Origin of the sequence: Desulfobacter curvatus DSM 3379, assembly GCF_000373985.1 — a bacterium.
Taxonomy (GTDB): Bacteria; Desulfobacterota; Desulfobacteria; order Desulfobacterales; family Desulfobacteraceae; genus Desulfobacter; species Desulfobacter curvatus.
This window is the reverse complement of the sequence record NZ_KB893062.1, coordinates 27,861-53,601: the sequence shown is the minus strand read 5'-3', so window position 1 is coordinate 53,601 and position 25,741 is coordinate 27,861. Positions and strand designations below refer to the sequence as shown.

Annotated in this window: 24 protein-coding genes; 19 read left to right on the top strand and 5 right to left on the bottom strand. The window is 48.8% G+C overall.

What is annotated here, in order from left to right:
- The first annotated feature begins 612 nt into the window (after window positions 1–612).
- Complete coding sequence (locus B147_RS32925; RefSeq protein ID WP_245569018.1) at window positions 613–1,326, top strand: phage integrase N-terminal SAM-like domain-containing protein; 714 nt, start codon at window positions 613–615, stop codon at window positions 1,324–1,326.
- On the top strand, window positions 1,302–2,039 hold the full coding sequence (locus tag B147_RS32920) for an integron integrase (RefSeq protein ID WP_342662114.1): 738 nt from the start codon (window positions 1,302–1,304) through the stop codon (window positions 2,037–2,039). The genes B147_RS32925 and B147_RS32920 overlap by 25 nt, the downstream gene beginning before the upstream one ends.
- Before the next feature lie 311 nt (window positions 2,040–2,350).
- Here B147_RS32920 and B147_RS0114205 read toward each other — a convergent pair whose 3' ends face one another.
- Both B147_RS0114205 and rtcA read right to left on the bottom strand, forming a co-directional pair.
- Entirely contained in the window at window positions 2,351–3,553 is a 1,203-nt protein-coding gene (locus tag B147_RS0114205) for an RtcB family protein (RefSeq protein WP_020587863.1), read from the bottom strand.
- A gap of 14 nt (window positions 3,554–3,567) precedes the next feature.
- Window positions 3,568–4,578 carry an RNA 3'-terminal phosphate cyclase gene (gene rtcA / locus B147_RS0114200; protein WP_020587862.1) on the bottom strand — a complete coding sequence of 337 codons (1,011 nt, stop codon included), beginning with the start codon at window positions 4,576–4,578 and terminating at the stop codon, window positions 3,568–3,570.
- A gap of 466 nt (window positions 4,579–5,044) precedes the next feature.
- Here rtcA and rtcR point away from each other — a divergent pair, with 466 nt between their 5' ends.
- Window positions 5,045–6,646, top strand: a complete 1,602-nt coding sequence (gene rtcR, locus B147_RS0114190; protein ID WP_020587861.1) for an RNA repair transcriptional activator RtcR — start codon at window positions 5,045–5,047, stop codon at window positions 6,644–6,646.
- 129 nt (window positions 6,647–6,775) lie between these two features.
- On the opposite strand, the gene bamJ is transcribed toward rtcR, so the two are convergent.
- Entirely contained in the window at window positions 6,776–7,390 is a 615-nt protein-coding gene (gene bamJ / locus B147_RS0114185) for a BamJ family beta-barrel-assembly machinery protein (RefSeq protein WP_020587860.1), read from the bottom strand.
- 156 nt (window positions 7,391–7,546) lie between these two features.
- Window positions 7,547–8,785, bottom strand: coding sequence for an amidohydrolase family protein (locus B147_RS0114180; protein ID WP_020587859.1), 1,239 nt, complete (start codon window positions 8,783–8,785; stop codon window positions 7,547–7,549).
- Window positions 8,786–8,946: 161 nt separating this feature from the next.
- On the opposite strand from B147_RS0114180, the gene B147_RS0114170 reads away from it, so the two are divergent.
- The 11 genes from B147_RS0114170 to B147_RS0114120 all read left to right on the top strand — a co-directional run bounded on the left by B147_RS0114170 (window position 8,947) and on the right by B147_RS0114120 (window position 20,567).
- The gene (locus tag B147_RS0114170) at window positions 8,947–10,014 is read left to right on the top strand and encodes a mandelate racemase/muconate lactonizing enzyme family protein (RefSeq protein ID WP_020587857.1); all 1,068 of its coding nucleotides are present in this window, start codon (window positions 8,947–8,949) and stop codon (window positions 10,012–10,014) included.
- A 30-nt stretch (window positions 10,015–10,044) separates the two neighbouring features.
- Window positions 10,045–11,157, top strand: coding sequence for an N-acetyltransferase DgcN family protein (locus tag B147_RS0114165; protein WP_020587856.1), 1,113 nt, complete (start codon window positions 10,045–10,047; stop codon window positions 11,155–11,157).
- 229 nt (window positions 11,158–11,386) lie between these two features.
- Window positions 11,387–12,490: an iron ABC transporter substrate-binding protein gene (locus tag B147_RS0114160; protein WP_020587855.1), complete on the top strand. Its 1,104-nt coding sequence runs from the start codon at window positions 11,387–11,389 to the stop codon at window positions 12,488–12,490.
- A 5-nt stretch (window positions 12,491–12,495) separates the two neighbouring features.
- Entirely contained in the window at window positions 12,496–13,566 is a 1,071-nt protein-coding gene (locus B147_RS0114155; RefSeq protein WP_020587854.1) for a FecCD family ABC transporter permease, read from the top strand.
- Window positions 13,563–14,336 (top strand): ABC transporter ATP-binding protein, encoded by a 774-nt coding sequence (locus B147_RS0114150; protein WP_020587853.1) that lies wholly within the window; start codon window positions 13,563–13,565, stop codon window positions 14,334–14,336. Before B147_RS0114155 ends, B147_RS0114150 begins: the two co-directional genes overlap by 4 nt.
- A 197-nt stretch (window positions 14,337–14,533) precedes the next feature.
- Entirely contained in the window at window positions 14,534–15,646 is a 1,113-nt protein-coding gene (locus B147_RS0114145; protein WP_020587852.1) for a hypothetical protein, read from the top strand.
- Window positions 15,647–15,798: 152 nt separating this feature from the next.
- Window positions 15,799–16,071, top strand: a complete 273-nt coding sequence (locus B147_RS0114140) for an amphi-Trp domain-containing protein (RefSeq protein WP_020587851.1) — start codon at window positions 15,799–15,801, stop codon at window positions 16,069–16,071.
- A 15-nt stretch (window positions 16,072–16,086) separates the two neighbouring features.
- Window positions 16,087–17,745, top strand: a complete 1,659-nt coding sequence (locus B147_RS0114135; protein WP_020587850.1) for a PhoU domain-containing protein — start codon at window positions 16,087–16,089, stop codon at window positions 17,743–17,745.
- Window positions 17,742–18,629, top strand: a complete 888-nt coding sequence (locus B147_RS30315; protein ID WP_020587849.1) for an NUDIX hydrolase — start codon at window positions 17,742–17,744, stop codon at window positions 18,627–18,629. The genes B147_RS0114135 and B147_RS30315 overlap by 4 nt, the downstream gene beginning before the upstream one ends.
- Window positions 18,626–19,498 carry a GAK system ATP-grasp enzyme gene (locus B147_RS0114125; protein WP_020587848.1) on the top strand — a complete coding sequence of 291 codons (873 nt, stop codon included), beginning with the start codon at window positions 18,626–18,628 and terminating at the stop codon, window positions 19,496–19,498. Before B147_RS30315 ends, B147_RS0114125 begins: the two co-directional genes overlap by 4 nt.
- Window positions 19,473–20,567, top strand: a complete 1,095-nt coding sequence (locus B147_RS0114120; RefSeq protein ID WP_020587847.1) for an HprK-related kinase B — start codon at window positions 19,473–19,475, stop codon at window positions 20,565–20,567. The genes B147_RS0114125 and B147_RS0114120 overlap by 26 nt, the downstream gene beginning before the upstream one ends.
- Here the strand turns inward: B147_RS0114120 and B147_RS28415 are convergent.
- Window positions 20,548–21,027 (bottom strand): NUDIX domain-containing protein, encoded by a 480-nt coding sequence (locus B147_RS28415; RefSeq protein WP_020587846.1) that lies wholly within the window; start codon window positions 21,025–21,027, stop codon window positions 20,548–20,550. The genes B147_RS0114120 and B147_RS28415 overlap by 20 nt on opposite strands.
- 220 nt (window positions 21,028–21,247) lie before the next feature.
- Here B147_RS28415 and acd point away from each other — a divergent pair, with 220 nt between their 5' ends.
- From acd to B147_RS0114090, 5 genes are read left to right on the top strand one after another with little or no spacing between them, the layout of a single operon-like run.
- The gene (gene acd / locus B147_RS0114110; protein WP_020587845.1) at window positions 21,248–22,411 is read left to right on the top strand and encodes a glutaryl-CoA dehydrogenase Acd; all 1,164 of its coding nucleotides are present in this window, start codon (window positions 21,248–21,250) and stop codon (window positions 22,409–22,411) included.
- A gap of 22 nt (window positions 22,412–22,433) precedes the next feature.
- Window positions 22,434–22,649, top strand: coding sequence for a biotin/lipoyl-containing protein (locus B147_RS0114105; RefSeq protein ID WP_020587844.1), 216 nt, complete (start codon window positions 22,434–22,436; stop codon window positions 22,647–22,649).
- A gap of 22 nt (window positions 22,650–22,671) precedes the next feature.
- Window positions 22,672–24,429, top strand: a complete 1,758-nt coding sequence (locus tag B147_RS0114100; protein WP_020587843.1) for an acyl-CoA carboxylase subunit beta — start codon at window positions 22,672–22,674, stop codon at window positions 24,427–24,429.
- Between the two features lie 3 nt (window positions 24,430–24,432).
- Window positions 24,433–24,591, top strand: coding sequence for a hypothetical protein (locus B147_RS32165; RefSeq protein ID WP_020587842.1), 159 nt, complete (start codon window positions 24,433–24,435; stop codon window positions 24,589–24,591).
- Window positions 24,588–25,706 (top strand): sodium ion-translocating decarboxylase subunit beta, encoded by a 1,119-nt coding sequence (locus B147_RS0114090; protein WP_020587841.1) that lies wholly within the window; start codon window positions 24,588–24,590, stop codon window positions 25,704–25,706. Before B147_RS32165 ends, B147_RS0114090 begins: the two co-directional genes overlap by 4 nt.
- The last annotated feature ends 35 nt before the right edge of the window (window positions 25,707–25,741 follow it).

Sequence of the window (25,741 nt, the reverse complement as noted above, 5' to 3'; positions counted from 1 at the left end):
GGAACAGAATTTATGCACTCAAAAAGCATTTATTGATATAAAAAAACCGGACAAGATAATTGACGCGAACCGGACAAAGTAATTGACATTTGATAATCATATCGAGTTTTCCATTTCTCACGTACAGAGATATTACATAAAATGTAAGTTCCAATTAATGAAAGAATGATAGCAAAAATTATAATATATCTATTACGCCAAAACGTAGCAGCAAGCATTAAAATTGCAGGTAGGATTAAAGATAAATACCACCAAACATTATATTTTGCAGCGATCATTTCTTCCATGGTTTAAAAAATAATCGCGGTGCTGACCGGCGCTGTGCGCCGATCAAGCAAACGATAGTTTGATTGATCGGTGTGCAGTGACCGGTCCAGTACCTTGTTCAGGCGCCAGAGGCGACTGGACAAGGTACTGGACGAAGTCAGCACCGCGATTCACGGCGGCGGAGCCGCCGTGAACAAGTGATTATGTAGTTTTTTTTCTGTATAACTCCAACAAATAACATGTACAAACCCTTTATCAATAAAGGATAAAATTGACAATCATTTTATACCAGTGTTATAAAATTTTCTAACGGGATAACATTCAAATTGTGGAGTTAAACAGCAAATGGCATTAATTCAGATTAATCAAAATGTGCTGGCCGCTTATAACCGGGAATTGATTTTCAGAAATATCCCGGAAAATGAGCACTGGCACTATGTGAAATGGTTGAGGTACTATCTGGATTTTTGCAATAAATACAAGTTCAATCCTGCTGACGTCGGTAGTGTCCCCCATTTTATTGAAAAATTACATTCAAAAAGGCAGTCGACGTTTCAAAAGCAACAGGCACAAAAAGCAATAAAAATATATTTCGGGCTCATTACCCGGGAACAACAAAGCAAGCAGACTTATCTAAACTCTGATGCAGGTAAAATAATCCGCGATAAAATTAATGAGGCTCCGCAATCATATCAGGGTGAAGTTCAAGGTAATCGTGCCGTTTATTCACCACAGCCTGAAATACAGTCTGCGATCACACCATCAAACCCTGCTGTAAAGCCTGATGCAATCAGTGATATGGAAACAGGACAGTCATGGGAGGCTGAATTTAAACAATTGGCTGATGAAATCAATGTCCGCCATTATTCCTCTAAAACATTAAAATCTTACCGCTTATACGTGCGACAGTTCCAGACATACACCCGATCGAAATCTCCATCGCTCCTGAATGTCAATGATGTGAAAGGTTTTTTAACCCATCTTGCCGTTGAAAAAAAGTATCGGCTTCATCACAGAACCTGGCATTCAATTCATTGCTTTTCTTTTTTCGGCACGTGATTCAAAAAGAGTTCGGAAAAATTGATGGCGTGGTTCGAGCGAAAAGACGACCATATATACCGGTGGTCTTGTCTATAGAAGAAGTGAACACAATTATTTCGGTTCTGAGGCACCCTTATGATTTGGTTGTGAAAATGCTTTACGGATGCGGTTTGCGGCTGTTCGAATGTCTGAACTTACGGATTAATAATTTCAATTTTGATGCTGGAATATTAACGGTCCATGACGGAAAAGGGAAAAAAGACAGAACGATTCCCATACCACAAGTTCTGTATGATGAGTTAAAGCATCAGATTGATAACGTACACGCGCTGCACCAGAAAGACCTTTCCGATAAGTACGATGGTGCCTTTATGTTTGATAGTATCGAGAAGAAATATAAAAATGCAGGAAAAGAATTTATATGGCAATGGTTTTTTCCGGCTAAAACGCTTACAGAAGTGGAGGGTAGCCATGAAATCCGAAGATACCACCTCCATGAATCCCACGTTCAGAAAGCTATTAAAAAAGCAGTCAACAAAGCAAGGTTAACAAAAAGGGCAACTGCACACACCTTCCGGCATAGCTACGCCAGTCATCTACTTCAGGCAAATTATGACATCCGAACTATCCAGGAGCTTTTAGGCCATAGTGATGTCAGAACCACAATGATTTATACACATACCGTGAAATCCAGAACCATCAAAGAGCGCAGAAGCCCACTTGACTTTTAGATCTCTGGCTATCGACAAACGAGGTGAGCAATCATGGTATCAAAGTTGACCGACCCTGATCCCCAAGCAGGCAGAAATAACGAAAGTAGTCAACGTCGATCCAATAAAGATTTGGGAGTTAATAAGACCTACGTCGCTCTATTGCGTTAAGGGAGTTTACTGTTTTTTAATACGAAAAATTAATACAAACAAAATTGTTGATTTCTTCAGGTGGTTATAATGGCAAAACTGGTTAACTTTTTTTAAAAAGTTAACCATAATTTTAAAGAACTATCCCTTCCCCCCCAAAAAAAATTGTCCCCGGGATTATTTTACCCTTTTACAACGCCGAGAGGGCGAAGCTTATGCAGGGGCTTGATCAAATCGAGCTGTGCTTCAATTACGGTTTCAATATTTTTATATGCCTGGGGTGCTTCCCCAAGGTCGTACATCCCCTTGGCTTTGCCGCGCCTGACCTTACTCCAGCGGTCGTAAACGATGCCTTGCATGGCCTGGTCACAGTTTTCGGGTGTGAGTTCTCTGGTTGCCTGCAGCCGCCCCAGGACCCGCCCTGCACCATGGGAACAGGACATGAACGACTCAGGATTACCCAAACCTTCGACAATGAAGGAAGGGGTTCCCATTGAACCGGGAATAATTCCGGTCTCTCCTTGTTTGGCTGAGGTCGCCCCTTTTCTATGGATCCACACATTCTTATTGAAATGATTTTCCAGGGCCGCATAGTTATGGTGAATATTAACTTCATTTCCAAATTCAGTCCCGGGGAAGACCTCCGTAAAGGCATCCTTAAACCGAGTCATGATTTTTCTGCGGTTTTCCCGGGCATAAGAGAGTGCAAAATTCATATCATTGATATAATTTTGTCCTTCCGTTGTATCTGTCGGCAGGAATGCCAAGTCGGTTCCTGGTGTATCTGCGTGCCACTTTTGATTCAGTTTAACAGCGATGTCATTATAAAAGCGTGCTATAACATTGCCCAGATGCCGGGAGCCGGAGTGACTCATCAGCCAGATCCGGTCGTCATCGCCGGCCTGGATTTCAATAAAATGGTTGCCGCCGCCAAGGCTGCCTAAATTTTTAAAGGCAAGTTTTTTAACATGGGACGAGTACCATCCTCGTTCCTCATACGCTTCTATATCATCAAGGTTTTCCCATGTCTGTGGTTCTTTATGGGCGTTGCCTTCCCCACAGGGAACATATTTTTTAACCAATGTAACAACCTCTCTTAAGTTGTTCCGGCTGGTTTCGGACACTGGGAGGTTGGTTCTTATCGATCCCATGCCACAACCGATATCCACGCCCACGGCATTAGGGATAACAGCATTGTCTGCGGCAATTACGCCGCCGATGGGCATGCCGTAACCCGGATGACAGTCCGGCATCAGCGATACATGGTGGAAAATAACAGGGTGCATGGCCAGGTTTTCGGCTTGTTTCATTGCAAGTTCTTCGATATTTGAACACCAGGATTTAATAGGGACTTTATATTTATCTTCTTTTTTTACCCATTCCATTTTTTTATTCCTCTTTATTTCTCAACTGATATCTGCCAACGGCGCTCATCAATTTCTGCGCAGTTGATATTCAGATCTAAAAATTGTTTCACTACTTCAATGTTTGTCATTGTATGACGGCTGGGTGGCTGGGTAATGAATGTGCCGCCACCGGCCATGGCCAAAGGGATTAACAACTGGTCCGCAAGATGTTTCCCCACAGGGGCATCAGCAGCCAGATAACTTTTCACCTGACCCACACATCTTTTGGCGACTTTTTCAGCGGTAACCCCTTTGACCCCAAACCCGGTAAACACCTCCGTTAGATTTTCGCTTTCCACGGACAGCGTCAACACGTTCCCCGGTCCATGTGAGTAGGGGATGTTCACAATCTCACAGTCTTCCCAGCCCAATAGCTTTTTGACTATTTTAATTTCTCTTGCTGCAATATTTTCTGGCAGGTTCGCCACAAATGCCTTCGCCGTTTTATTTAAGATCTCACCCCGCTGGGTGAGATCTATTTCCCCAAGCGGGGAGGGGGTAATCTCTACTTTAATTTTCCCTCCACCGGCCGGGTAGAAACCGGGGCGAATCAACGACGCTGACACGGTCGGCCCCATCTCGTTGATGAGCCTGAGGAATGTCTGATCGAGAAAATCAAAAGGAGGGGCAAACGGGTTATGGGTGCCTCCTTCCAGTATGACCTCTGACGGCCCATCTGCCACCAGCAATGCCGGTAATATTGCCTGAAGTACCAAGGTGCAGCTTCCTGCTGTTCCGATGGCAAAATTATACTTGCCGGGAGTTATGGCGCGTGGCTCAAATTTAAGAGACTGTGAGCCGATGTTCGCACCTTCTGCCTTTGCATTGCCCACCTTGACTGCGGCATTGACACAGGTCAGGTGCTGCCGCATCAGTCCCGGCTTTTTTCTCCCGGCCCGGATCTCTTTTATTATAAAAGGGTTGCCTGTAACCAGGGATAGGGCAAGGGATGTCCTCAAAATTTGTCCGCCACCTTCTCCAAGCATTCCATTAATACTCAGCATGATATTTTCCTTTTCACTGCTTTAAAAGCGCTAAGATCACAGCAGGTTCACAACACGATCCGCAAGCCCTTTTTCTCCAAGCACAACACTCATTTTTGAGTTTGATACCACCTTTTTTAAAGTAAACCAATTACCGGAGCAGGAATCGAACCTGCAACTCTCGTGTCCTTTGCACGATGCTCTACCCATTGAGCTATCCATTCAGATGCCGTTCCATCGGCAGAACCCATGTCCGGAACACTCAGTATTTACAACTTTACTTGAATACTGTGTGCCGCTGGCCCGGTGGCATCTGCTTTTTGTGTAAAGCAACGGGTGTGCCAGTTACTGAAAAAATATTTACTGAAATTATAACTATCTGAAAAATAATGATTATAACGAAATTTAGAGAGGTTCGAAACTTGACATGGTATATCGGTTTTCTGTAAAATATAGATAATTTTATATACAATATAGATAAATAGATATGAAAAAGACAGTTGTAATCGGGATTTTAGGCCCCGTACTTGATAGAGGAGAAAATGCATCACGGTGGGAACACTGGCGGCCAAGTGTGGCGATATGCCAACACAGCGATTTTTTGGTAGACCGCTTTGAGCTCCTTTACCAGAAAAGCTATACCCGCCTGATGAAGCGGATAAGAGACGATATCCGGGATGTTTCTCCGGAAACGGAAGTGATTCCCGTTGAAACCGATTTCACCGATCCGTGGGATTTTGAAGAGGTTTATGGTGTGTTGCACGATTTTGCCAAAGGGTATCACTTTGATCCTGAAAATGAAGATTACCTGATTCATATCACCACAGGAACCCATGTTGCCCAGATATGTCTTTTCCTCCTCATTGAATCAAACTATCTGTCGGGCCGGTTATTGCAGACAAGTCCTCCCCCAAGAAAAAGGAACCATGATCTAAGCGGGGAATATAGAATCATTGATTTGGATCTTTCCCGGTATGATCAGATTGCCATGCGATTCGAGCAGGAGATGAAAGATGATATCTCCTTTTTAAAATCCGGCATAGAAACACGGAATCCATCGTTTAATAATCTGATTGAACAAATCGAACGTGTCGCCATCAATTCGGTTGACCCGGTTTTGATAACAGGTCCCACCGGTGCCGGTAAATCCCGTCTGGCCAGAAGGGTGTATGAATTGAAAAAAGCCAGACGCCAGTTAAAGGGGCGTTTTGTGGAGGTCAATTGTGCGACCTTGAGAGGTGATGGGGCCATGTCCGCTCTTTTCGGGCATAAAAAGGGCTCCTTTACAGGGGCGACCAGCGACAGGGACGGCCTTTTGAAAACAGCAGATAACGGCATGCTGTTTTTAGACGAAGTCGGCGAACTTGGCCTGGACGAGCAGTCCATGCTGCTCCGGGCTGTTGAGGAAAAACAGTTTCTTCCTGTGGGGTCCGATACCGAGGCCCATAGCAACTTCCAATTGATTTGCGGGACCAACCGGGACCTGTTTCAAGATGTCATGGAAAAAAGATTCCGGGAGGATCTTCTTTCCAGAATAAATCTATGGACTTTTGAAATGCCGGGGCTGAATAAGCGGCCTGAAGATATTGAGCCGAATTTGAACTACGAACTTGACCGTTTTGCCGAAAGAACCAAGCGGCACATTACATTCAATAAAGAGGCCCGGGGTATATTTCTAAAATTTGCAACCTCCCCCGAAGCGCTTTGGCCTGCAAATTTTCGAGATCTTAACGGCGCCGTTACCAGAATGGCAACGCTTGCACCCGGCGGCAGGATCACGGACCTGGTCGTCAAAGATGAAATTCATAGACTATCCGTTAGATGGGGGTCAGCTCAGAAACAAATTGATGACGGCATATTGGTGGATCTGATCGGGGAAGAACGAACGGCTGCGCTTGATCGATTTGAAAAAGTACAACTTGCCGATGTTATCCGGACCTGCCAAACTTCCAAGAATATTGCCCAGGCGGGCAGGACTCTTTTTGCAGCCTCAAGAAAAAAAAAGGCACGTTCAAATGATTCGGATCGGCTGAGAAAGTATCTATCAAAATATCAAATCCAATGGCGGGATATACATAATCGTTTTTAAGGAAGTGCATTAATCCCGGAAAGCCCATTTTGGGATCAAAATGGGCCGCCGAGGTTTGTTTTGATAAATCTTTCAACACTCGTTGTGGGCTCAGTCTGGGTATCGATAGACCAGGTCGGCCAATGACCGTTATTTTATTGCAACAAGTTCAACAGTGAAAATTAATGTCGAGTACGGTTCAATCGTTCCCCCACTGCCGGCTGATCCATAGGCAAGTTCAGATGGAATATACAATTCGTATTTTGATCCCTCAGCCATAAGCTGAAGCGCTTCCGTCCAACCTTTAATGACACCATTGAGGGGGAAAGTTGTTGTTTGTTCACGTTGGTACGAACTGTCAAAGATTTTACCATCAAGGGTCTTGCCTTCATAATGCGTTTCAACGGTATCTGTGGCAGCCGGCTTTTTTCCGGTACCTTCAATGATCACTTTATACTGAAGTCCGCTTTCAGTGGTTTGAACCCCCTCTTTTTTACCATTTTCTTCAAGAAATTTGTTCCCGGCTTCAATATTCTTTTTTTCTGATTCCATCCGTTTTGCCTGTTTTTTGTCTTCCATTGCCCTTTGAAAATTTTGCATAATGTGCCGCATTTCACCAACAGGCATTTCTGATTCTTTGCCGTTAAACGCCTCAATAAATGAATCCGTAAAAATTTTAGGATCAATTTCAAATCCCTGTCTTCTAAAATCGCCGCCTACACTTTGTCCAAGCACATAACTGACCTTATCTAAATCAACTTTCATTTTAATTCCTTATATGTTTTCTGGATAAAAATTCGATTAATATACACAAAAAGCGATCCGGTTGCATTAAGTAAAAATCCGGCCTGAATTATTCCGATCCGCTACAGCTAACGGATTATAGCCCGTCTGTGCGGCCCAAAGGGGAGGGTAGGCAGATTATCTTTTAAAGCGCACTTTGCCGTCTACCATTGTCAAGAGGACATCCGAAGCCCTTGCGGCATATACTATCCCTGAATAGGGGTCATGCATGGGGGTCATGTGAAGACCGGTTGTGTCTACCACGATGATGTCCGCAGCCTTCCCCGGGCGTATGGAACCTGTTACATCCCCCAGTCCCAGGGCCGTTGCCCCGTCAATGGTAGCCATTTTCAGGCAGGTACGGGCATCCATAACGCAGGGATCCAGGCGCACCGCCTTATGCAGTTTGGCGGCTGTGTCCATTTCGGAAAACATGTCCTGGTCGTTGTTGGACGCGCACCCGTCCGTGCCAAGGCCCACGGTCAGACCGGCTGCGGTCATGTCCGGCACCGGTGCTACCCCGGATGCCAGTTTCATGTTGGATTCCGGGCAGTGGATTACCCCGCACCCTCGCTTGGCAATAACTTCAATGTCCTTTTCGTCCAGCCACACACAGTGGACTAAAAGGGTGTCCGGATCAAGGATACCCAGGCTGTCCAGATAGGCGATAACGGACAGGCCTCTGCTCTCTTTGATCATACCCGGCTCGGCCCGGGTCTCTGCCGCATGGATCTGGAACAGGACCCCATTATCCCGGGCAAGGTTTTTTCCTGCCGTAAGCGTCTGTTTTGAGCAGGTGTAGGGGGAATGGCAGAAAATTGACGGGGTCACCCGGGGAGAGAGGGCGCGGGTTTTTTCGATAAAGTTTTTGGCATGCGCAATGTTGATGGAAGGATCAGGGACGCCCGGGGCAGGGTAGTCAATCACGCCCTGGCCGGCCACGGCCCGGATACCGGCGTCTGCCATGGCCTGGGCCGCATGGCTTTCAAGAAAATAGCCGTCACAGCATGTGGTGATGCCGCCGGCCAGCATCTCCCGGCAGGAGTGGGCCGTCCATTTCGCCACGGATTCCGGGTTTATCTCCCTTGCCTCGGCAGGAAAAATATGCTCATGGAGCCAGACATCCAGGGGCAGATCATCGGCCAGCCCCCGGAACATGGACATGGGGGTATGGGTATGTCCGTTCACAAGTCCGGGCATAATGATCCCGCCGCCGGCATCAATCAGGGCCGCCCCCTCCCAATTCCGACCGGGAACAGCCGGGCCGCATTCAGCAATTTTATCCCCTTTGATACGGACAAAGGCGTTTTTAATGACAGGCAACCCCTGTTCCATGGTCAAAAGCGTACCGTTATGTATGACAATTTCATTTTCCATTGTATGGCTTCCTAATGTATTCTTAAGAGAACAGTTGACATCGGTTGTATAATGACAAAATTTGGTGCCGACTTTGTCATGAAATGTGTGTTTATTACGGTACATGACCTCTGCCGGGCCTCAATTGATGCAACCATAACAAACATATCATTTGAAATCATATGAAAATAAAAAAAGTAACGGTTTTCAGGGAAAACCTGGAATTAACGCGGCCTTACACCATTGCCTATGATACCTTCACCCATGTGGAAAATTTGTTTGTTCTCCTTGAAACTGACACGGGGCTTGTGGGCATCGGGGCAGGGTCTCCGGCTGAAGATGTCACCGGTGAAAGTATTGATGCCTGTGAGAAGGCGTTAAACGAACAGGCATGCGCCCTTTTTGAAGGCATGGATTTGGCAGATGCCGTTTCCCGGCTTAAAATCATGGAAACAAAGATGGCGGCAACGCCTGCAGCCATGGCAGCCATGGATATTGCCCTGCACGATCTCATGGGCAAGGCCTTGAACCGCCCCCTGGTGGAGATCCTGGGACGGGTGCACACCGCCATGCCCACATCCATCACCATCGGCATAAAAAGCCTTGACGAGATGCTGGCCGAAGCGGATGAATATACCGGCCGGGGATTCAAGATCCTCAAGGTAAAAACAGGCATGGATGTGGATCAGGACATCGAACGGGTCTGCCGCCTTAAGGCATACGTCAATGCGGATGTCCGCATCCGGGTGGACGCCAACCAGGGATACGACGTGGAGCAGTATAAAAAATTTCTGGCAGGCACGAAGGGAACGAATCTGGAATTTGTGGAGCAGCCCCTCCATGTGAACAAAACAGCGGCCATGGCAGATCTGTCCGAAGATGAGCGGAATTTTTCCATGGCTGACGAAAGTCTGCACAAACCTGCCGACGCATACGCCCTGATCCATCCACCCCTGCCCTTTGGGCTGTTCAACATTAAGCTGATGAAATGCGGCGGTATTGCACAGGGCCTGGAAATTGCCCGGATCGCCCGGCACTGCGGCATCAAACTGATGTGGGGGTGCATGGACGAAAGCCGTGCAAGCATTGCCGCCGCCCTTCATGCTGCCTTTGCAAGCCCTGCCACCCGATACCTGGATCTTGACGGCAGCCTGGATCTTGCCAAAGACATGGTGGATCAAGGATTTATCATTGAAGATGGAGTGATGCGTCTGACGGATCGGCCGGGCTTGGGAGTCCGTATCCTTTAACAATTAACACAAAAAAGATTAAATGATACCATGAACCAAACTCAGATAGAAAATAGTAACCAGACTTATATGGGAACCGCCGTGGTCCTGACCCGGGGGCTGTTCCACCTTAATGATGCCAAAACCGCCCACGGCCTTGTGCGGGGAACGGAACGGTTCAAGATCTTGGGCGTCATTGACGAGGTCAATTCCGGAAAGGATGCCGGCGTTGTGCTGGACGGTATTCCAAGGGATATTCCCATTTTCCCCAGTGTCCGGGCATTCACCGACGCCGGCGGTATAGCCCCGGATTATGCAGTCATCGGGGTGGCTCTGTGCGGCGGACGGCTGGATGAAGATTGGCAGAGGCTTGTTCTGGCTGTCATGTCCCAGGGGATTTCCATTGTAAACGGACTGCATATGCCTTTATCAGATATCCCAGCGTTTAAGACAGCCGCCGAAAAATACAATGTTGAGATCATTGACTTCAGGCGCAGCAAACCCTTTGACCAGCTCAAATACTGGACCGGAAAAGTCTTTGAGATCGCCACGCCCAGAATCGCCGTACTGGGGACGGATTGCGCAGTGGGTAAACGCACCACCAGCCGGATGCTCATGCAGATGTGCCGGTCAAAGGGGATTAAAACGGAATTTATTTTCACCGGGCAGACCGGTTGGCTCCAGGGCTCCCCGTATGGATTTATTTTGGATGCTACACCCAATGATTTTGTTTGCGGCGAGCTTGAAGCGGCCATTGTAGAATGTGCGGAAAAATCCAATCCGGACCTCATGATTCTGGAGGGGCAGTCTGCTCTTCGCAATCCTTTAGGTCCCTGCGGCGCGGAATTTATTGTGTCCGCTGGCGCAAAGGGGGTGATCCTGCAGCATGCGCCTTTCAGAAAATTTTTTGACACGGTGGAGGCCTTTGGTTGCCGCCTGCCCACGGTCGAAGATGAGATCAAGCTCATTGAAATGTACGGGGCCAAGGTGATTGCTGTGACATTGAACGGTGAAGGCGGCAGCCGGGAAGACCTTATTGGGTATACAGAGCAATTGAAGACAACCACGCAACTGCCGGTGCTTGATCCCCTGAATGATGATCTGTCAACGCTTTTGCCGGTCGTCCGTGCGTTCATTGATCATTATGGTACCGGGAAACGATAAGCCTCGGGTAAAAGATCCATGGATTATTCTTATCGATTCAGACCCGCCATACCACATCTGCCTTGACACTTGATTACCTGTTAAATAGGATGGCCGTAATGCTGTCCGAAGGCAGCCGCTACGCAGTGTTTGTTCGACATACAAAATCCTAAGCCACGAAGGCGACCGAGATCCTTTTTAATTTAAAGGCGTCGGACCTTTGCGGCTTTTTTTATTTCAAGGAGTTAACATGAAAACAAAACTTGCATTGGTATGTGCCGGCCTGTTTTTGATGTTGTCTGTTTTTCCGGCAAATGCAAAAGACATTTTGGACAGCATGGGTAAAACAGTAGTGGTACCGGACCACGTCAGCCGCATTATCTGCTCGGGTCCGGGCGCCTTGCGTCTGATCACCTATCTCAATGCCCAGGATCTGGTGGTGGCGGTGGATGATATGGAAACGGCCAGGAATCAATTTGATGCACGGCCCTATGCCATTGCCAATCCCCGGTACAAAACGCTGCCGGTATTCGGTGAGTTCAGGGGAAACGATGATCCTGAAAAAATTTTGGGGCTTTCAACACCGCCCCAGGTTATCTTTAAAACCTATGCGGGCATGGGGTATGACCCGGTTGAGTTATCACAAAAAACCGGTATCCCGGTGGTGGTGCTCGGATATAGCAATCTTGCCGCTCAAAGGGATGTTATTTACAACAGTCTACGGATCATCGGCCGGGTGCTGGACCGGGAAGAGCGGGCCGAGGCACTGATCGGCTTTTTTAACAACCAGATCGCTGAACTCAACCAGCGCACCGCAGCCATTGAAAATAAAAAGACGTGTTTTGTCGGTGGCATTGCCCATAAAGGCCCCCATGGGTTTTTGTCCACAGAACCTAATTATCCGCCCTTTGAGTTCGTGAATGCCGCCAACATTGCAAGGACATCTGAAGTTAAAATGCAAACCCTCACCCAGTCAACGTTTTCCAAAGAGAAACTGCTGGAGGAAAATCCTGACGTTTTGTTCCTGGACCTTTCCACCCTGCAGATGGGAGAAGGCCATGGCGGGCTTTATGAACTGAAAACAGATCCTGTATTCCAGGCATTGGATGCTGTGCTAAATGGCCGGGTATACGGGGTGCTGCCCTATAATTGGTACACCCAGAATTTTGGTTCCATCCTGGCCGATGCCTGGTATGTGGGAAAGGTGCTATATCCGGACCAGTTTGCCGATGTGGACCCGGCCAAAAAAGCAGACGAAATTTATGATTTTCTGTTATCCGCCAACGTATATGCAGACATGGATGCCCTGTTCCGGAACACGGCATTCAAGCCGGTTGATTTGGGGTCAAAATAAAGGGCATGCATTTTGATCATGGCGGTGTGCCCAAGGCCTATGTCGGGTATATTCGTAAAAAATCCTGGTTGCTTTTTGCCCTGTTCAGTCTGATGGTCGGACTGTTTCTCATCTCTTTGTCCAAAGGGGCCGTAAAACTTCCCCTGCTGGACGTGGTGCGGACATTGATGCTGGAGGCGCCGTCCCGAAAGGCGGATCTGATCGTATGGCAAATCCGGCTGCCCCAGACGGTCATCGCGATTTTAAGCGGGGCGGGCCTGGCGGTTTCCGGTGCCGTGATGCAGTCGGTATTGAAAAACCCCTTGGCCTCACCTTTCACCCTGGGCATCTCCCATGCGGCCGCATTCGGGGCGGCACTGTCCGTGATCATCATGGGCACCGGGGTGATGGCATCATCCTCCGGTGATGCCGTGGCCATTTCAAGTCCGGTGATCACCGTGGCAACGGCTTTTTCATTTTCCATTCTCACCGCGTTGATCATCATCTTTATATCCGGCAAAAAAGGGGCATCCGCCCAGGTGATGGTGCTCACCGGCGTGGCATTGGGCTCCCTTTTTATCGCCGGAACCATGCTGCTGCAATTTTTTGCCGATGATGTGCAACTGGCAGCCATGGTGTTCTGGACGTTCGGGGACCTGGCCCGGGCGGACTGGAATGACATTGCGCTGGTGGCCCCGGTTGTGTTTGTACTGCTATGTTTTTTCCTGGTAAAATCCCGGGATTACAACGGCATGGCCCTTGGGGATGAAAGCGCCAAAGGCATCGGCATACGGGTGGAATGGGTACGGCTTTCCGGTATGCTGGCCGCCTCTTTGACGACTGCTTTGATCATCAGCTTTGTGGGCATTATCAGTTTTGTGGGCCTGGTTGCCCCTCACATTGTGCGGCGCATCATCGGCGACGACCATCGGTTTCTGCTGCCGGCATGCATTCTGGCCGGGGCCTTGATTCTTCTGGCAGCAGACATGACGGCGCGCCTTGTTATGCTGCCCCATGTGCTGCCGGTCTCTATTTTTACCGCATTTTTAGGGGCACCGGTTTTTATTTACCTTATTACTAAAGGCGATCCCAGATGATCCTGAACGTGGACCAAATTGGTTTTAAGTATAAATCCGTTAAAATTCTTGAGGAGATCAGTTTTTCCATCCCCCGGGGTGAAATCACCGTAATTTTAGGGCCCAACGGCGTGGGAAAAACCACACTACTCAAATGCCTAAATAAAATTTTAACCCCGTCAACAGGCCGGATTCATGTAAAAAATAAATCTTTAAAAGCCATGGATATTCGCCAAATTGCCAAAGAGATCAGCTACGTGGCCCAGTATAATGAAGCAGGCAAGATTACGGTGTTTGACGCTGTCCTCATGGGGCGATATCCCCATATGCGGTTTACAGCCACCAAAGAAGATTTGGCAAAAGTCGGGTCGGTGCTGGCGCATCTGAACCTGACCCACATGGCCCTTAAAAACCTGTATGAACTTTCCGGCGGAGAGTTGCAGCAGGTGGCCATTGCCAGGGCCCTGGTCCAGGAGACCGATATCCTGCTGCTGGACGAACCCACCTCCAGTCTGGACTTAAAAAATCAGACGCGGATTTTAAGCCTTGTCCGGGATATTGCACAGGACCACAACCTTGCGGTGATCATGACCATGCATGACCTGAATTCGGCCCTTCGATATGCGGACCGGTATCTCTGTTTAAAAAATCACACGGTGTTCGGGGCGGGAAAAATTGAAGAGATCCGCTCAGACCTGCTTACAAAAGTCTACGGACTGCCGGTTGAAATTATCCGGCATAAGGGCTACCCCCTGGTTGTTCCCCTTGAAGACGCCTCCAAAGCAGCATAGGCGCTTTTAGATCGTATGTTAGAATTGTATTAGATGTGAGCATTGTGGGGCATTTTAACGGTGTATCCGGGACTGTCAACGTTTTCCTTTCCCATGAAATGTGGTACATGTGACTGCAAGAAAATGGATTTAGCCCATTGGCCTTGCAGGTTCTTTAGATAGATCCATATTGACATAATTGTGCAACAAGGTGCTTTTTGAAATCAATTCACCCGGACATACATGAAAAAGAGCGGCAACGGTTTAATGTCTGTATTACCACTGAGTTAAATGCCACACAAAAAGAGTGGATAACCCGTCCAGAAAGCGTCTATCCCCGGCAGGGGGCTGTTCTGGCGGTGCACTGGCATCCGGAATTCATTCCCATTGAGTTCATCCGGGAACGGGTGAACCACCTCTATCCCAATAGACGGGAGGAGTTGGTCATCCCCACCCAGCACAACCAGATCATGGAATATGGCGGGCATGCCGGCGTGGAGGTAGACTGCTATTCCAGCGGGTTTCACAGCAAGGTTCAACTGTTGATCCATTTCCGAAAAGACACGCTGGCGCAGGCCTCGGTTTTTAAAAATATCCTTAAACACACCTTTACATACAGATCTTCCCAGCTTTTTAATTATTTGCGTGCATTGACCCGGCCCGATGACCAAATTCTGCAATGGGCAGCCAGGGAAACCGGTGCCACACCGGAGGTCATCAAGCTGGCCAGACACCAGGCCCGGCAACTGGAAACACTGCTGGACGAAAACTACGATACAGTGCCGCCTGCGTTTATCAAAAATAAGCTCATTCGCGATTATGTGGATCTTTTGAGAACGGATCATGACCGTGATTTGATTGATCGTACCCAAACTTTTTTGCGGGCTGTTAAATATAAGGTGAAAGAAGGGTTCCCGTTAAGCTATTTTTACCGCACAAGTGAAGTGATTGAAGAGGCAAGGGCGTTGGGTGCCGGCATTGTCATTCCCCATCCGGAACAGTTCTGGCCCATTCTTCTGGCAGACTATGATGTGGACGGATATGAAGTGTGGAACCCGCAGTCCCAGGAATATACGGAGTTTTTGGTGACGGTTTTAAACCGGCGTAACAAGCAGGTGAATAATTCAAGGCCGTTGCTGGTGTTCATGGGCGATGACACCCATTTCAGTGAAAAGGTAAGAGATCCTGAAGCCAGGGACCGGGAAAAAGCCGCCAGGGAGATAGGATTTCAACCGGCATGGGAAGATATGCAGATTCAAAAGCAATTGCTCAAGGCCGGTATGGACCGGACCTGGGTCATCCGGGAGTATGCTGCCCGCCTGAAGGGGTGAATTTTATATGAAACTAGAGACAAGAAACAAGAGGGCGAAGCGCCTGCGGCGCCTATTTTAGCCTTGCATTGTTGGTGTCTTTAGTTTCATTGTTTGTTGTGGGCTTGCGGCCCGTGGCCGTTATACGAAAATAGACATGGAAAGTTATATATATGGCAAAACAAAAATTTTCATATGATTCGATCCAGGATGTCGCTTCTGTACGAAGATATCTGAAATCGATCATCCGCTCCATTGATGAAGGCAAAATCACCCTGACCTCAGAGGATGACTGTATTGATCTTAAAATACGTAATCTGCTTCATTTTTCCATTGAAGCACGCAAAAAAGGGAATAAAAACAGGTTGACTCTGGAAATGCGGTGGACGGATAAAAAAGAGTTTCAACTCGAGGATGATGCCAAGCCTGTGAAAATTTCTTCCTGATGAACCGGATCAATCATGGCCATTGAACCCAAGGCAAACCAGGATATTCATTTTCTTCTTATTGAGGTGATGGGGCAGGTGGCAACCACCGCGTTTTATCTCAATAGCTTTGACCAGACCCATGGATTGCGGGTGCTGGAGCGTGAAGGCTATATTGACAACCTGAAAGTCACGGTTGAAAATGGCTATTTTTCACTGATCCTCACCCAGCCGGATCGCGGACAAAACGAGGTGAACAGGGCCAGGGCGGTTCATGCCATCAGTACCAACCTTCAGCAAATTTCAAGCTTCAGCGTTAACATTGTTCGCCAGGTGGAATATCTGTTTGACCGTTCCCTGTGGCTGACCTTTGATGCCAAATCCATGTTTGGCCTTATTGAAAAGTGCCTGGAACAGGTACTGCCGGCCCTGGATGACAAGGACATCGGCCTTGCATTGAGTATTTGCCATTGCGAGTATGAAATAGACCGGCTTTATCTGAAAAATTTTAAACGCATCATGGCTGAACTCCGTGATGGAGAATCCATAGAATCATATATCACCATTCTTTTTATTTTCAGGTATATGGAACGAATCGGGGACGCTTTGCTCAAGATCGGGGAAGCCATCCTGTTTGCCATCCTTGGCGAAAAGATCCGTATCCGGCAATTTGAAGCCCTGCAGCAGACCCTTGCCAAATCCGACATGGATATCTCCCTGGACCGTCTCAGCCTGCACTCCTATTGGGGGACAAGATCCGGCTGTAATATAAGTAAAGTGGCCAATGAACCCACCAGCGTGGCAACAGGCCCTGCAAAACAGGCCATATTTAAAACAGGCAGCTTAAAAAAAATTGGGCAGGAAAAGGAGAACCTTGACAGGTGGCAGGGTATCGCCCCGGGACTTGCACCCAGGGTCCTGACCTTCCACCAGGAGGACGAAAATACAGGCGCGTTACTGGTGGAATTTTTTTCAGGCAATAATCTTCAGGAAATTGTCCTGGGTGACAACAGCAATTTGACCGGCAATGCCTTGAACGCGTTACGTAAAGTGTTGGGAGAAAAAGTCTGGCCATCGACAAAAAAAGTCGGCGCCATGGAAACTTCGTATATGGATCAGGTGCTTAAACGGCTTGATTCCATTCTCCAGGTGCATAGTTATCTGCGCAGGCAGCAAACTTTAGGGGACCTTGAAGTTGACTCCACCGCCACCCTGGTGGAAAAGTGCATGCGCATTGAACGGCTGCTGCCGGCCCCTTTCAGTGTATTTATCCACGGCGACTTCAATGTCAATAATATTATCTATGATGAAAATACAGATACCATACATTTCATTGACGTCCACAGGTCCAAAAGCGCAGACTATATCCAGGATGTGGCCGTGTACCTGATCTCCAATTTTCGCCTGCCTGTATTTGAGTCACCGGTGAGGGACCAGATTAATATGGCCATTCGCGATTTTTATGGGTTTGCGAAAACCTTTGCCCATGAACATCATGACACCACCTTTGATGTGCGGCTGGCCATTGCGCTGGCACGGTCCTTTTATACCTCCACCCGGTTTCAGCTTAACTCAGAATTTGTAAAAGATATGGTGATGCGCGCCAATTTCCTGCTTGAAAAGGTGATTGTTTTCAATGAGGGACAAGAAAGCTGGCAGGCGTTTCTTTTCCCGGAGGAGGTGTTGTACCTGTGATATCTGAGCTTTATCTATATGTCTGTGAACTGCCAGATGACATGCTGTCCGACGAACAAAAGCGGGTAGGCCAACGGGTGGGTGCCTATCTTGCCGGACAAAAGATCCCAATTAATAGGGTGTTGTACCAGAACGCTGATGTGTATGAGGAACTTGCCCATAAGCTGACAAAGGCCATGGGAAAAGGAACGTACCTGGCAAAACGCGTGGACATGGGCAATTGGCAGGATTTTAATCAGGTAGTCACGGCAATCACAAAAGCCGGAGAATCGGACAACAATATTCTGGTGATTGGATCGCATGAGAATTTACCGGTTGTGCAGACAGATACGTTGGTCCGGCTGAAAAACATCCAACCGTCTGTGACATCCGGCAAGTGGTCAACACAGCTTTCAATTTCCTGTGAAGATCTGCCGGCGCTATTCCCCTTTCCTTTTCCCGATGGCCCGGAACAAAGGCCACGTCCTGCTTATTATTATACCCAGTCAGCCGTGATTCCCTTTGAACAGACGGACCAGGGGCTGCAGGTTCTGGTAATCGGGTCAAGCAAACGAAAACATCTTGTGGTGCCCAAAGGGATTCATGAGCCGGGACTTTCTGCCCAGGAATCGGCAGCCAAAGAGTCCTTGGAGGAAGCCGGAGTAATGGGCCCGGTATCTGAAAAAGCCATTGGCAGTTACACCTATCCCAAGTGGGGCGCTGAATGCACGGTTTGTGTGTATGCGCAACAGGTGGCCGAGGTTCTGCCGGAATCCCAATGGCAGGAACGGCACAGGGGACGGCAATGGATGGCGCCCAAACAGGCGGCAGCAAAGGTAAAGCAGCCTGAACTTGGACAGATGATAGAGCGGTTGGAACAGTTTCTACGTGAGGAGTTGAAATGAAAATTGGTGTTGTGGGCGTAAAGGACGGATGGTCATCCAAAGCGCTGGCAGATGCGGTGGCCCAGGCCACAGGCTTCGGATTACTCATCGACATGGCGCACGTCCGTCTGGATATGCCTTCGGGGAAGGCGTGGTATGAAGACATTGATTTAAGCACATTGGATGCGCTGATCATAAAAAAGATCGGCACGGCCTATTCCCCCCAATTACTGGACCGGCTGGAAATCTTAAGGCTTTTAGAAGAAAGGGGGCTGCCCATATTTTCCAGCCCGGCTAAAATTTTAGGGGTTCTTAACAGAATTTCATGTACCGTAACGCTTCAGGCCGGCAATATCCCCATGCCTTTGACCAGCGTTACCGAAGATGTGGATATGGCAGTGGATGCTGTGGATACATATGGCCAGGCCGTGTTTAAACCGTTGTTTTCCACAAAAGCCAAAGGGATGTGTGTCATCAAAAAAGGTGATGCCTGCCGTGGGAAAGTTCTTCGGTTTCAACAGGCGAACCCTTTGATGTACATCCAACAAAAAATTGACCTGGGAGAACAGGACCTTGGTATTGTGTTCCTTGGGGGAAAATATCTGTCTACCTATGCCCGCTGCCGTGGGGAAGGGGCGTGGAATACAACCACTGCTTCGGGCGGACGGTACAAGGCATTTGATCCTGATCCGCAAATTATTGAACTTGCCCGCAACGCCCAGGCATTGTTTGGCCTTGATTTTACCTGCGTGGATGTGGCCCTGACCCCCCAGGGGCCCATGGTTTTTGAAGTCTCCGCCTTTGGTGGTTTCAAGGGGCTGTCAAAAGCCAGGTCCATTGACGCTGCAAAGGAGTATACCGCCTATGTCATCAACACCATCTCAAAATGAGACTGCCTGTAATCTGGCAGATCTGGTTGATTCACTGTCAAAAGATGTCAGGTATACAGAACCGTTTCTGTTGACCCTGGATGATTGTACCATTGAAATCAAATGCAGCAGTGAGGCGTTTAAAAAAGAACTTACCCGCTACTTTCTGCCGCTGCTGGGCACCCCCCATGGCCGGGTAAAGATTCATATCCAGGCCATTGAGGGCCCGGGTCCCTCCCTGAGCTGTCCGTTAACTCCCCAGAAACCCGGCCCGGGAAAGACAAAAATCAAAGAAGAGTGGGCCTTGCTGGATACCGGGCGTGTGGTACGGAAAGTTAACTCAGGTATCATCATGGTGTTTGGCGGGGATCAAAATCTGGTGGCAGGCCCCTGTCTTTCCTACCCAAATCAGGTGATCAACTTTATCAATAACCGGTTCATTGAGTATAAGCTCAATAAAGGTGGGCTGCTTGGCCATGCCGCAGCGGTCTTCAGCAACGGCCTTGGTATTGCCGTGGCCGGATTTTCAGGTATGGGAAAGTCCACACTGGCCCTGCACCTGATGAATGTCGGGGCTGATTTTGTATCCAATGACCGGCTGGTGATGGAAAAAACCGGGGGACATCTTGTGATGTCCGGTGTGGCCAAATGGCCCCGTATTAATCCGGGCACTGCACTGAACAATCCATCTCTTTGCGGGGTGTTGACGGCCCAAGAGCAGGCGGATTTTAAAAAGCTGCCCCAGGAAGCGTTATGGCGTCTGGAACACAAATATGATGTGATGATTGATCAATGCTATGGCCCGGCCCGGTTCCGGCTGAACGCACCATTGGACAGGCTAGTGCTGCTCAACTGGCGGCTGGGTGCAGGACCCATGAAATCTGAAGAGATAAAGCTTGCCCATCACAGGCCGCTGCTGCAAGCCATTATGAAAGATACAGGGTTGTTTTATCTGCCTGCTAAGGGGTTGCCCCAAAATCCGTCTGAAGATCAGTATCTTGATCTGCTTGCGCCCTGCCGGGTCTTGGCTCTGTCCGGGGGTGCTGATTTTGATCAGGCTACCCGGACAATCATGGATTGGTTATCATAGCATCCGAGTGAATAAATGGGGCAAGGGTGTGCGGTTCCAGGCACAGAGTCAGGCTGTCAGGTGTGCACGCAGCAGTCTTGAGCTGGTCCGGAGATAACCACAGGACCTCAGCCTGGTGGGAGTCAGGCTTTAGCCCCATCTGTGGGGTGTAGCCGGCAGGAAGCGTGCACTTAAACCCGAACTCTACCTTATGCCGGAGAGGTTTACCGGGTGTGTGGGACGTTTTGATGTATTCACAAATATAGTGCAGCTGACCCGGTACAACAGTGGCTGCGATCTCTTCTTCACATTCTCTGATCAGCGCTGAGGCAATACTTTCTCCGGGCTCCTGGCTGCCACCGGGCAGGGTGAACACAAAAGAACCGTCTTCATATACTTTCTTGAGCATCAGGATGGCGCCGTTGTCATTATAACAAACCGCCTTGGCCGTGTTGCGAATTTCAGGATTAATTTGTTCCATAATTTTTAATTATCACTTACATTATAACAGCCATGGGCTGACCTGGTCTATCAGCACCCAGGCCCAGCCCACAACGAATGTTGAAAGATCTGAGTAAGTTACCCAGACTTTCTTATAAACAATGATGATAATGATTTCAACAGAGAAGTCATCCACCTCTCATTATCTGAATCACAATTTTAAGGATTAATACACCTCAATACAGGCCAGGGAGAATAAAATGGATTTTGAATTAAGCAAAGAGCTGCAAATGCTCCAGAAAGAGATCCGAAAATTTGCAAAAAAAGAGATCGTTCCCTTTGCAGACCAGTGGGATGAGGAACATTATTTGCCCATTAAAGAGGTGATACGTCCTTTGGGGGAAATGGGATATTTCGGCACCGTGATTCCCGAAGAATATGGTGGTGAAGATTTGGGTTTTCTGGCTGCCATGATTGTGACCGAGGAGTTGGCCAAGGCCTCCTCATCCCTGCGGGTCCAGGTGAATATGCAGGTGCTGGGCTGTGCGTACACCATTTATAAATACGGCAATGAAGAAGTCCGCAAAAAATATGTGGAGAAATTGTGCACGGCCGAATACATCGGCGGGTTCGGCATCACCGAACCGGATGCAGGTTCTGATGTCATGAACATTGCTTCCACCGCCGAAGACAAGGGCGATCACTGGGTGCTTAACGGTAACAAAACCTGGATTTCTAATGCCGATGTGGCAGATTGCATGCTTTACTATGCCTATACGGATAAAGCTGCCGGTTCCAAAGGACTGTCCGCCTTTGTGATTGAACCCAAAAATTTTGACGGCGTCACAACCTCTTCTTTGGAGAAGCTGGGCTCCCATTCTTCTCCCACAGGGGAACTGTTTTTGGATAATGTTAAGGTGCCCAAGGAAAATATCCTTGGCAAACCCGGTGATGGTGCTAAAATTGTATTTTCATCTTTGAACCAGACCCGTTTGTCTGCAGCTGCCGGCGGCGTGGGATTGGCCCAGGCCTGTTTGGACGAAGCCGTGAAATACTGTAATCAGAGAAAACAGTTCGGCAAAAAAATCGGCGAATTCCAGATGAACCAGGACATGATCGCCCAGATGGCAACGGAAATCGAAGCTGCCCGGCTGCTTGTTCACAAAGCGGCCTGGGCCAAGGACCAGGGCCGGCTGAACAACGGTATGGATGTGGCTATGGCCAAATACATGGCCGGCGAAGTGGCGTATAAATGTGCCAACTACGCCATGAGAATTTTGGGTGCCTACGGCTATTCCACTGAATATCCCGTGGCCCGTTATTACCGGGATGCGCCCACCTATGCCATGGTGGAAGGTTCCGCCAATATCTGCAAATGGATTATTGCCCTGGATCAGTTGGGTATCAGAAAAGCGAACAGATAATTATTTAAATAAGGAGATACACATGCCTGAAGACGTATTGGCACCCCTGTCAGGAAAAATTGTCAGCTTAAGTGTTGAACCTGGCGTGGCCATAGAAGAGGACGACGAAATTCTGGTTATAGAAGCCATGAAAATGGAAACCCCCATATTTGCGCCTTGCTCCGGCACTATCTCTAAGATCGTCGTCAAGGAGGGGGATGCGGTGGCAGAGGATGATCTTTTGGCTGTTATCGATTGATCCGGCGTCAAAGGAAAAATAAATGAAATCCTATTTTGAAAACATGACGCCCTTTGGCAAAGCACTTAAAAAGGGGACCATAAAGCGTACCCAGAATAACTACGAACAGGTGCTTGCGGCGGAAAAAAATATTTTAGCCGCCGTGGACGAGGTTAAGAATGCAGGACTTCCCGAAGAAAAAATCAACCAGCGCGGCCAGATGACCGTATGGCAACGCCTGGAGTATATCGTGGACCCGGGTACTTGGACCCCGCTTCATACGCTTTATAATCCTGCGGACAATGTTGAGGGCACCACCAATGTCATTGATGGTCTTGGAAAAATTGCAGGCAAATGGGCGGTTGTGATCGGTTTTGACAATAAAGTCATGGCCGGTGCCTGGCTGGCTGGTCAGTCCGAGAACATTTTGCGGGTTACAGACCTTGCAAAACGGCTCAATATTCCATTGGTCTGGCTGGTGAATTGCAGCGGGGCCAAGCTTACCGAACAGGAAAAATTTTATGCCGACCGAAGGGGTTCCGGTACCCCGTTTTTCAGGCATGCCGAACTTGAGCAGGACGGCATTCCCGTGTTGGCGGCAATTTACGGGACCAACCCTGCCGGCGGCGGTTACCAGTCCATCAGTCCCACGGTTTTGTTTGCCCATGAAAAGTGCAATATGGCCGTTGGAGGCGCCGGCATTGTCAGCGGCATGGCCCCCCAGGGCGGGTTTACCGTGGATATGGCCGAAGCCCTGGTCCAAAGAGCCAAAGAACACCGGGAAAAGCCGCCCGGATCAGTAGCCACCCATTATGATCACACCGGTTTTTTTCGCTTTGTGTACAAGGAAGAAAAAGAGGTGCTGGACGGCGTTAGAGATTATATGAAAAAGCTGCCGGCCTATGATCCTGAATTTTTCAGGGTGACCCAGCCCAAGGCGCCTGCGTTTGATGCTGAAGAGGTCCTACGTCTTCTGCCCATCGCCTCCAAGACCGTATATGATTTTGACGATATTTTAGCAAGGCTTGTGGACGGCTCCGAGCATATGGAATATCGTCCCGACTACGGTCCTGAGATCTACACCGGGCTCTGCAAGGTGGACGGATTGCTTGTGGCCTGCATCGGAAACCGCCAGGGGTATCTTGGCAAGGGGTATCCTGAATACGCCGATTATCCCGGTATGGGTGCCAAGCTGTACCGCCAGGGGCTTTTAAAGATGAACGAATTTGTGACCCTTTGCGGCCGGGACAGGATTCCTGTGATCTGGTTCCAGGACACCTCCGGCATTGATGTGGGAGATATTGCCGAAAAAGCCGAGCTTTTAGGTTTGGGCCAGGCCCTGGTCTACTCCATCCAGCAGTCGGGGCTTCCCATGATGCTTGCCATTTTGCGCAAAGGAACGGCCGCTGCCCACTATGTCATGGGCGGTCCCCAGGCCAACCGGAACAATGCCTTTACCCTGGGTACCTGTGCTACTGAAATTTGTGTTATGCACGGAGAGACGGCTGCGGTGGCCACCTATGCAAGGCGGCTTGTCAAGGAGAAGGAAGCGGGCCGGGATCTTGAACCCGTGGTGGAGAAAATGAACGCCCTTGCCCAGAAATACAAGGACACGTCCACCCCATTATATTGTGCAAAACACGGCATGGTGGATGAGGTGGTACGGCTTGCCGACCTGCGGCATTATATGCAGGCCTTTGCAGGTGCTGCCTACCAGAATCCCAAATCCATCTGTCCCCAGCATCAGATGATCCTGCCCAGAATCATGCGGGACCATGCGGCGATAAAGGAAAAGGAATAAATCATGGGAGATGGGGTCAGGGTGTTTCTCACAGGTTGTTTGGGGGTCTTCACTGGCATGGCCTTTCTTTACCTTTCCATCAAGATTACAGGAGCGGCAGTCACCGCACTGGAATCAAGAAAGAAAGTCAAGGAAACTGCAGGGCATGGAGGGGATAAATGAGCGATTTGTATTCCCTGTTTCAGACCACGGGTTTGTTTTATGTCACCCCGGGCATTGTGGTCATGTGGATCATTGGATTGACCCTGATTTACCTTGCCGTTTCAAAATCCTATGAACCCCTTTTGCTGCTGCCCATCGGGTTCGGAATCATCCTGGTGAACCTGCCTTTGGCCGGACTTATGACCCCCCATGAAGGGCTGCTCTGGAAATTTTACGAGTATGGTATCCATTGGGAGATCATTCCACCGGTAATATTCTTGGGATTAGGGGCGCTCACGGATTTTGGGCCGCTTATTGCCAACCCCAGGCTGATTTTTCTTGGTGCCGGGGCCCAGGCAGGGGTATACATCACCTTTTTTGCGGCCCAGGCCTTTGGATTTGACCTGAAAGCGGCGGCAACCATCGGTATCATCGGCGGTGCTGACGGGCCCACCACCATATTTCTGGCAACCAAGCTGGCTCCCTCCCTTTTAGGGGTTTGTGCCGTGGCCGCCTATTCTTACATGGCCCTTGTGCCCATTATCCAACCCCCGGTGATGAAGCTTTTGACCACCGCAGACGAAAGACGAATTCGCATGACCAAGGGCAGAAAGGTGGGAAAGCTTGAAAAGATTCTGTTTCCTATTGTCTCCACCTTCGTAATCATCTTGCTGGTTCCGGCATCAGCGCCGTTGATCGCCATGTTTATGCTGGGCAACCTGTTCAGGGAGTCCGGCGTGGTAGAGCGTCTCCATAACGCCGCCCAGAATGAACTGATGAATATTGTTACCATCTTTCTTGGGGTGCCCGTGGGCGCCACCATGAATGCAGAGAATTTTTTAAGACCCCAGGTGATATTTGTCTTTTGCCTTGGGCTTTTTGCCTTTGTGGTTTCCACCATGACAGGGGTGCTTTTGGCTAAACTCATGAATCTTTTTTCCAAAAATAAAATTAATCCGCTGCTGGGAGCGGCAGGTGTCTCGGCCGTACCCATGGCTGCCAGGGTGGTTCATAAGGTAGGTATGGAAGCGGATAAGAAAAATTATCTGCTCATGTATGCCATGGGACCCAATGTAGCGGGTGTTATCGGCACTGTGATTGCAGCGGGTATTTTTCTAACCCTTTTAGGGGGGTGACCCTCCTGCGTTTTTCGCCTCCCTGGCACACTAAA